General features: G+C 58.5%; 3 protein-coding genes and 7 pseudogenes. 7 read left to right on the top strand and 3 right to left on the bottom strand.

Annotated features, from left to right (window positions below; genetic code table 11):
• Positions 1-85 precede the first annotated feature (85 nt).
• The 3 pseudogenes from NKH43_RS34775 to NKH43_RS34765 form a co-directional block, all read left to right on the top strand.
• Positions 86-549 (top strand): annotated as a pseudogene (locus NKH43_RS34775) (ATP-binding protein); the annotation flags it as partial.
• A 148-nt stretch (positions 550-697) separates the two neighbouring features.
• Positions 698-1,389: pseudogene (locus tag NKH43_RS34770) on the top strand (M24 family metallopeptidase).
• Positions 1,390-1,520: 131 nt separating this feature from the next.
• Positions 1,521-1,709, top strand: a pseudogene (locus NKH43_RS34765) (NAD-binding protein); the annotation flags it as partial.
• Between the two features lie 50 nt (positions 1,710-1,759).
• Here NKH43_RS34765 and NKH43_RS34760 read toward each other — a convergent pair.
• Positions 1,760-1,867, bottom strand: a pseudogene (locus tag NKH43_RS34760) (hypothetical protein); the annotation flags it as partial.
• 606 nt (positions 1,868-2,473) lie between these two features.
• On the opposite strand from NKH43_RS34760, the gene NKH43_RS34755 reads away from it, so the two are divergent.
• The 4 genes and pseudogenes from NKH43_RS34755 to NKH43_RS34740 all read left to right on the top strand — a co-directional run.
• Complete coding sequence (locus NKH43_RS34755) at positions 2,474-3,637, top strand: M20 aminoacylase family protein (RefSeq protein ID WP_352861985.1); 1,164 nt, start codon at positions 2,474-2,476, stop codon at positions 3,635-3,637.
• Between the two features lie 128 nt (positions 3,638-3,765).
• The gene (locus tag NKH43_RS34750; RefSeq protein WP_352861983.1) at positions 3,766-4,935 is read left to right on the top strand and encodes a M24 family metallopeptidase; all 1,170 of its coding nucleotides are present in this window, start codon (positions 3,766-3,768) and stop codon (positions 4,933-4,935) included.
• Positions 4,936-5,348: 413 nt separating this feature from the next.
• Positions 5,349-6,677, top strand: a complete 1,329-nt coding sequence (locus NKH43_RS34745; protein WP_352861981.1) for a serine hydrolase domain-containing protein — start codon at positions 5,349-5,351, stop codon at positions 6,675-6,677.
• A 148-nt stretch (positions 6,678-6,825) separates the two neighbouring features.
• Positions 6,826-6,915: pseudogene (locus NKH43_RS34740) on the top strand (IS66 family transposase); the annotation flags it as partial.
• Here NKH43_RS34740 and tnpC read toward each other — a convergent pair.
• Both tnpC and tnpB read right to left on the bottom strand, forming a co-directional pair.
• A pseudogene (tnpC, locus tag NKH43_RS34735) lies at positions 6,885-8,350 on the bottom strand (IS66 family transposase); the annotation flags it as partial. The pseudogenes NKH43_RS34740 and tnpC sit on opposite strands and share 31 nt — an antisense overlap.
• A gap of 66 nt (positions 8,351-8,416) precedes the next feature.
• Positions 8,417-8,641 (bottom strand): annotated as a pseudogene (gene tnpB / locus NKH43_RS34730) (IS66 family insertion sequence element accessory protein TnpB); the annotation flags it as partial.
• Positions 8,642-8,761: the final 120 nt, after the last annotated feature.

Below are 8,761 nucleotides of genomic sequence, written 5' to 3'. Positions count from 1 at the left end.
TCCCCGCCCGAACGTGGATGAAAGGCGTAACGGACAATCTTCTTTGCCTCGCCATCCTGATAACGGGCATTATGAGCCCAGTCCGCCCGGCACCGGAAAGACCCACATCGCCACCGCCCTCGGCGTGCAGGCGGTCAGCACCATCGCAAGCGCGTGCGCTTCTTCTCAACCATCGAACTCGTCAACGCGCTCGAGCAGGAGAAGGCCCAGGGAAAGCCAGGCCAGATCGCCAACCGGCTCGCCCATTCCGATCTCGTCATCCTCGACGAACTCGGGTACCTGCCCTTCAGCGCCTCAGGCGGTGCGCTGCTGTTCCATCTGCTGAGCACGCTCTACGAGCGCACCAGCGTCGTCATCACCACCAATCTAAGCTTCAGCGAATGGGCTACCGTCTTCGGCGATGCCAAGATGACGACGGCGCTGCTCGATCGCCTCACCCATCATTGCCATATCCTGGAGACTGGAAACGACAGCTTCCGCTTCAAGAACAGCTCGGCCCAGACCCCTGCCACAAAGAAGGAGAAAGCACCCACCTTGACCAAAGCCTGAGACCCAAACCATACATGAAGGCGGGTCACTTCTCGGCGAAAATCCCGGGTCAGTTCTCGGCGGAAATCAACAGTCATCCGACAAGTTCAAGTCACGTCTGCCAACCACCCGGATCGTCGATTGCACCCATTCTGTCGCATGGATCCGAATGATTAAGTCTGGCCTCGAAATATCGACGATGCGCGAGGCGGCAGCAATCGTTGATGCGGGAATCACGAGAGCCTCTGAAGTGATCCGACCGGGCGCTCGTGAAGCCGATATTATGGCAGAGGTCGTAGCTCAACTCGCGCGTGGGGCTAACGGCAAGGCTGGGACCGACCTTGCACCGATGTATCTCTGCTCGTCCCCACGTACGGGGACATCTCACATTGCGTGGAGCGAAGATGTTATCCGAGTTGGATCTCAGGTTAACCTCGAGATAGGGGGTGTCCGTCACGGTTACGTTTCGGCGATAATGCGGACGTTCTCAGTTGGAGCCCCTCCGATCGTCTACGGCGCCTTCACGATATAGAGGTGTCGGGCATGGAAGCAGCGCTGGATACCGTTCGGCCAGGCGCGACTTGCAGCGATGTCGCTAACGCGTTTTATCGATCGATCGAAAAGTCGGGCTTCCAGAAGGACTCGCGATGTGGATATGCCATCGGCATCGATTGGAGCGAGCCCACTGCAAGCCTAAAGGACGGAGATAAGACGGTGTTGAGGCCAAATATGACCTTTCACCTGATGCTTGGGAACTGGATTGAGGAAGATTTTGGCTACGTGATAAGCGAAACTTTCTGTGTTACGGACTCCGGCTGTGAAGTTCTGACCAAGTCGCCGAGACAGCTATTCGAGCTCTAGGAAGCTTAGGGCAGCCGTAGCGGTGAAACTTCCTTCGCACACCATCTCCGCTGTGACCTGTTCCATCAACCAGCGTTTCGCCCCGACGAACTGCAGCGCGATATTGACGGAAGGGGAGGGTAAGACGCCTCGGCGTGCCCGGTGTGCTGCCCGACAAGGTCACCGTGCTCGGCGGCGGCGTTGTCGGCCTGCATGCGGCCAAGATGGCGGCCGGCCTCGGCGCCGACGTCACCATCATCGACCGTTCGATCCCGCGTCTGCGCCAGCTCGACGACCTCTTCGCCGGACGCGTCCACACCCGCTACTCCACAGTCGAGGCCAGAAGGCCAATGGCGGCCGCGGCGTGATGGAGGTAGGTGTAGAGGATCTGGCCGTCGCCGATCCCGGCGCCGGTCTCGACCAGCACTTCATGGGCGTGGGCGACATATTCGCGGACCGAGCCCGGCGTCAGCCCGACGCGATATTCGTGGTTCTTGATTTCCTTGGGGCGCGAGCACTGCTTCGCGGCTCCGCTACGCCGTCGAAGCGTTGGTGAGCGAGCGCTCCCACTCTCGAGTAAATCGTTGGTTTATATGCGCAGACAGCAAGAAGGCGAAGATTTCGAGCGACAATGGAGTATTATTGGCGGAAACCGTCAATCTGAGGCTGCTACCTTCATGAAGCGGGCACTGGGTATCAAGGATGGGCAAGACGGAAAGTTCCCGGGGTATCGGGGCGCGATTTTGAAACCCGTATTGGCGGGCACATGTGCCAGGGCTATTTGCCCTGATTGCGTGAGCTGCGCTGTCGGAGTCGCCGGCTGAGCCCAATTCGTGCCAAGGTGCCGTCCTTGCGCGCCGGGGAAGACACGCCGCCCGGAGTTTATCTCAAACCAAGATGGCAGCGATATAAACACTGCATTTGACTAAGCCATTAGGGCTACGGATTCTATTGAAAACGAGGCGGGCAATTTCATTGTGATGCGAGGCCTGGCGCCAGAGCAGAAGGGTGCCATAAGGGTGAAGTGTCCTCAGATATGTAGACCGTAGGAAAGTTGTCCCGTTGGTTATTAAATGCCGAACCTGAGAGATGTGGGCTAAAGAAGATGCATAGCGTTGAAGTATTCCGAGACATTCAAGCTGAGGCGACCGAGTGGCGCCGCTACCTGCACCAAAATCCTGAGCTAGAGTACAGGCTTCAAAACACCTCCAGTTTTGTCGCCGGGAAGTTGGCTTCTTTCGGTATCAATCGCATTGAGACCGGTATAGCCGAAACCGGCATTGTGGCCGTCATTCAGGGTGCCAGCGGAGACGGTCCAACAATCGGCCTGAGAGCCGACATGGACGCGTTGCCCATCCTCGAAGCGTCGAATAAGCCTTGGACATCAGAGAACGAAGGCAAAATGCATGCCTGCGGACACGATGGTCATACCGCGATGCTGCTGGGAGCTGCGAAGTACCTCGCAGCCACTCGCAACTTTAAGGGAACAGTGGCTCTAATCTTCCAGCCCGCCGAAGAGGCTGGCCGAGGCGCTCAAAGAATGGTTCAGGATGGTATCATGGACCGCTATGACATCTCCCAGGTGTTCGGCATGCACAACATGCCCGGAATGAGCATTGGTACTTTTGGGATACGTGATGGTTCAATTATGGCTGCGCTTGATGAATTTGACATCATCGTAAGGGGGAGGGGTGGCCACGCGGCCGCGCCCCACATGACTATTGATCCTGTCGTCGTTGGTGCGCAAATAGTTCTTGCCCTGCAAACCTTGGTGTCGCGTAATACCAACCCAACCGAAGCGCTTGTGGTATCGGTAACCCGGTTCAACGCCAGCCAAGCATACAACGTCATCCCCGATACCGTCGAACTCGGAGGCACTGTTCGCACCCTGTCACCGGTTCTGCGAGACTTCGCTGAGCAGCAGATTAAAGCATGCGCACGAGGAATTGCGAACGGCTTCGGCGCCGAGATTGAATTCAGCCACCGCCGGCTGGAGCCTTTGACGTTTAATCACACCGAACAAACCCGTATTGCGTCCGCCGCAGCCCGAATTCTGGTGGGCAATGATGACCTGAATGACACGATCCCGCCGCTGATGGGCTCGGAGGACTTCGCCTACATGCTGCAGGCGCGGCCAGGGGCTTTTATTTTTGCGGGCAATGGGTCGTCTGCGGGCCTGCACAATGCAGCCTATGACTTCGATGACGAGGCACTCCCCTATGGCATTGGTTATTGGGTTAACCTTGTCGAGTCGACACTGGCAGCTTGATGAGTATTAAACCGAGCCAGAAGCAGGCGACCAACGCTTGAGCAGGATCGGTGCCGCGAAATTGCTCCGGCGGCAATTCCATCTTTGTTCGGTAGAACCTATCTTCTACATTGCAAGGAAGAGACTTCATGGCAATTAGCAGAGCACCCCAAGCCTTCCCCCGCTCGGAGTATATGCGCAGAATTACCGCAGTAAAAGCGGAAATGGAGCGTTGGGGTGTTGAGGCACTCGTGATTTCGGACGCAAATAATATCACCTATCTATCGGGATATACAGCGCTATCAGCCTATGTTCCACAGGCGCTTTTAGTTTCCATTCGAGAACAGGAGCCGACTTTCATTTTGCGTCAATGTGATGCCCCAGCGGCCTTGCATGAGACGTTCATGGAGCGCGACAGAATAATATCCTATCCGGAATCCTTAATCGGAAATCCCGAGAAAAATGGATATGACGCAGTCATCGACCATATACAAGAGGCCGGCTATGCGAAGCAGAGCATCGGTGTTGAGCTGGACGACCTTCCGTCGCGAGCGCCGGACAAGTTCAAATCGCGCCTGCCGGCGTCAAAGATCGTAGACTGCAGTAAACTTGCTACTTGGATTCGGCTTGTCAAGTCCGATCTAGAGATCGCGGTGATGAGGGAGTGCGCCGCTATTTCCGATGCAGCCGTGCTGCGCGCTGCTGAGGTGATTCGCCCAGGGGTGCGAGAAGCCGATGTAATAGCAGAAATCGTAGGAACTTTGGTGCGCGGGGCGAACGGAAAGCCTGGAACGAGGATACCTCCGGTGTACCTATGTGCGTCGCCGCGCACAGGCACTTGCCACATCCCATGGGCCGATGATGTATTTCGCCAGGGCTCGCAAATCAATCTTGAACTGGGCGGTTCGCGCCATGGCTATTATGCTGGTCTCATGCGTACATATTCGATTGGAGCTCCGTCGGAGCGGCTACGCCGGATCCATGAGATCCAGGTGGAAGGCCTTGAGGCAGCACTTGAAGCTATCCGCCCGGGAGCCACGTGCAGTGACGTGGCCAATGCTTTCTGTCGGACAATCGGGAAGCAAGGACTTAAGAAGGAAACGCGTTGTGGTTACGCCCATGGCATCGGCTGGCTTGAACCAACGGCAAGCCTGAAGGACGGTGACACCACGATCCTTGTGCCAAACATGACTTTCCATTTGATGCTCGGGAATTGGATCGACGAGGATTTCGGCTATGTCATTAGCGAAACCTTCAGGGTTTCGCAGTCGGGAGTTGAGGTTCTAACGGCGGCACCCCGAAAGATTTTTGAGCTCTAAGTGAGGGTGGCGACCCCGAAAAGGCCAAGCAGCGCAGCCGCGGCGAACTGTCCATCCAAGCCTCGGACGGACAACCTCCCTACCAGCAACCATAGCCGATGCGGTAGGGAGCGAGAAAACGCCGGCTTCCTGCGTTCGCTCACGACAATTCGCGCAAAAGGGTCACGTACGACGCTTACATTCATGAGCAGGGCGTGGTCTTCGTGGGGGTAACGTTCTTGGTAAGATGCACACCCATCGTAACTCAGGGCGGGGCCATCTTTCCGACCTCGGGCTGACGTTCCAAGACGCGCCTAGCGGCGGGTTCTCGGGGCATTGAATGGATCGACTTGTTGGACGCAACTGCCTGTCGCAGGAATGCTTGGCGTAGGGGATGATGAATGAAAAGTAAGCAAGATTTATGGAAAAAGGGGATGGCCACGACCTCCGCTCCTCACCTTTCGGAATTAGCAGAGGCGCAATCCACGCCCGTCGCTGCAACTGCCGACAAATCACCGCAGTCCGATCCCGAGTCGTGGCAGATCGATCCGACGCTGGGCGCGCCCATGATCCCGGCGGATGAGTGGTCCTTTTGGCCTTATAGCAGGTGGACATTTTCACACGTAAGCGAATCTACGCGAACCGCCCGGGTTTGGCGAGGGCCAGGGCCGGTCCTGCGGCTTCCACAGCGACTCAGGGATATTGGTGACATCGAAGTTGCCTCCAGAGACGGCCGGCGGGCAACAATCCGCGAATATCTCGAGAAGGACTATACTGCCGGGTTTCTGGTTCTGCATCGCGGCGAGATCGTGTTCGAGACATATATGAATGGCATGGAACCGCATTTTCAGCACATTGGCAGATCGTGTTCGAAATCCATTACGGGGACGGTGTTCGGGATACTCGTCCATCGAGGACTTATCGACCCCGAGAGTCTGGTAGCGCGGTATTTGCCCGAACTTAAGGCCACCGCCTATCACGGCGCCACCGTGCAGCACCTGCTGGATATGACTGCGGGCGCGACACTCGAGGGGCTATGGTATGTGCCGCATTCGGATACTTTCAATTACGGTGTAGCTTCAGGATATTTCGGCCCGCCGGAGGGACATCCAGACGCCCCAGCTAACATATGGCAGAGCATTCTGCGGATAAGGGAGCTTGAGGCGCCCCACGGCGCACGTTTCAAGTACTTTGACGCTAACATTGACGTGCTTGGGCTCATTATGCAGCGGGTATCCGGCAAATTTCTTCCGGAGCTGTACAGCAGCGAATTATGGGGGCCGATGGGGGCGGAGGAGGATGCCTTCCAAATCATAGACAAATCGCGTTTCTCCCTCTCGTCTGGCGGATTCCAAGCCACACTCCGTGATTTTGCCCGCTTCGCACTGCTCCATCTGCGCGGCGGCAGACTGAATGGGAGGCAGATCGTTCCATCTGAATGGATCGACGCTATACGACGTCCTGACCCTCTTTTGTTCAAGCTGTTCGGAGATGCGGAGCCAGAGTTGCCAAACGGTGCTTATCACAATACTTTCTGGATCGAGGACCAAAAGAGAGGGGTCTATATCGCGTGGGGCCATGCTGGCCAGCTAATCTATATCGATCCCGAGGCGGACTTTGCGGTGGTGAAACTCTCACACCGGCCTGAGCAAACACCTCTGAATCGCACGCAGTGGCCTGACCAATTATGTCAGCCAGCTAGACCCCTTCCGTTCGATTCATTCGCGGCATTTCGCGCCATCCGAGATGAATTGGAAAGCTAAAACTGTGACGGCATGCGCGGCTCTCCGCAGCGAGGCAAGTTGATCGGGGAAGGGGAAGCAGGGACGAACCTGTGCTTTTCCCGGTGTCGCTTGGCGGAAGGAACGTACGCCATTCGCCTTAGGGTTTGGTTTCCCACCGAATCGGTCCGGTAGAAATCGGCGTCTCAGAGACGGCCAAATTTGTCTGACTAACAATGCCGCCGAGCGTGCGCTGCGTGGCTTTGCGATGCCGCGCAGGGCTCGCTCGGCTGCATTGTTGGATAGGCAGATCCGCCCATCGTCGAGGAACCGGGTGAAGGATGACCAGCGGCGCAGCATGTAGTTGAAGGCCTTGGTCAGATCGTGTCCGCGCGAGAGCTTGTCGCGCGTCTCGATCATCCAGCGCTCAAGCTCGGTGACCAGCGGCGCGCTCCGCTCTTTGCGCGCGGCGTGGCGTTGGCCTGGCGACAGCCCGTTGATCGCGCGCTCTATATCGAACAGGGCATCGATGCGCTTCACGGCTTCAACCGCGAGCGGATAGACCAGGTTGGGCTTCTCGCCGCGCGCCTTCTTGCGCGCCGCCGCTTCGATATCGGCCAGCTCGAACACTTTGCGCCGGCTGTGGGCCCAGCAGCTGGCTTCCAGAACAGGCGCCGGCTGGCGACCCGTCGCATAGAGATCGCCATAACCGCCGAAGGCATCGGCCTGCAGAATGCCGCTCCAGCCGGCAAGATGCGCCGCGGGATGTTCCCCTCGACGATCGCGGGAATAATAGAACACCGCCGCCGGCGGGTCGGCGCCGCCGAACGGTCGGTCATCGCGCACATAGGTCCATAATCGGCCGGTGTCGGTCTTGCCCTTAGCCAGGACCGGAACCGTCGTATCGTCGCCGTGCAGACGTGAAGCGGACAGCACATGGGCTTCGAGCCGTTTGAACAGCGGCATCAGCACCGCGGCGCCGGCGCCGACCTGGTCGGCGAGCGTCGACAGGCTGAGCGGCACGCCTTCGCGCGCATAGCGTTCAGCCTGGCGGTTGAGCGGCTGATGCTGGCCGAACTTCTCGAACAGGATCATCGCCAGCAGGCCGGGACCGGCCCAGCCGCGCGGGGTGGCGTGGAACGGCGCCGGAGCCTGGCTGATCGCCTCGCAGTCGCGGCAGGTGACTTCTCGCGCACGTGCTGGATCACCTTCCATTGCCGCGGCACCACCTCCAGCGTCTCGGTGATATCCTCACCCAGCTTGCGCAGCCGATGACCGCCGCAGCAGTGGCAAGCAGCCGGCGCCGGCTCGACCACGCGTTCGCGCGGCAGATGCTCGGGAAAGGGCTGACGCGCCGGTCGTTTGCGCACATAAGGCGCCACCTCGGTAGTGCGGGCTGCGGCCTGTTCGGCGGCGATCTCGTCCTCCGTCGCCGTGCTCTCGAGTTCCTCGAAGGTGAGCTCCATCTGGTCGTGCAGGCGGGCTGAGCGCTCAGAACTCTGACCATGCAGCGCCCGCTGCAGCTTGCGGATCGTCAGATCCTGATGTGCGATCAGCGCCGCATCATCCGATGCCTTGGCCCTGGCGACCGCCAGTTCGGCCTCGACCAGCGCAGCGCGTGCGGCTTCGTCTTCGGCCCTGGCCAGCGCCGTGCTCAGCGCTGCTCTCAGCGCACCAATATCGTCCGGAACAGCATCCTGGGCGGGGGCAACCATGCTCTGAAGTGAATCATAAAACGCGTCCGCTGACTCGCGGAAAATGGCGCAAACTCGAAGAAAAACTCAGCCCGCGAGCTCAGGGCGGAACGTGTGGCGCGGGTTGCGCCAATCGATCCCGTCGAGCATGTAGGCGAGCTGCGCCGGTGATATGGAAACCGTACCGTCCGCCGGCGACGGCCATAGAAACCGGCCCTTCTCGAGCCGTTTTGCATACAGCGACATGCCGTGCCCATCATGCCAGATAATCTTGATCAGATTGCCGCTGCGGCCGCGGAAGACATAAAGATCGCCGGCGAATGGTTATGTGGCGCGCCACATAACCATTCTTATGTGTCGGGCGAGATTATGTGGCGGAGCCGCGCTGACGTCCGTCAGGGCCGGCCAAAACCAGCTTGCCTCCGCCACATA

Origin of the sequence: Mesorhizobium sp. M1163 (genome assembly GCF_040318415.1) — a bacterium.
Taxonomy (GTDB): Bacteria; Pseudomonadota; Alphaproteobacteria; order Rhizobiales; family Rhizobiaceae; genus Mesorhizobium.
This window is presented reverse-complemented; position numbering and strand designations above follow the sequence as displayed.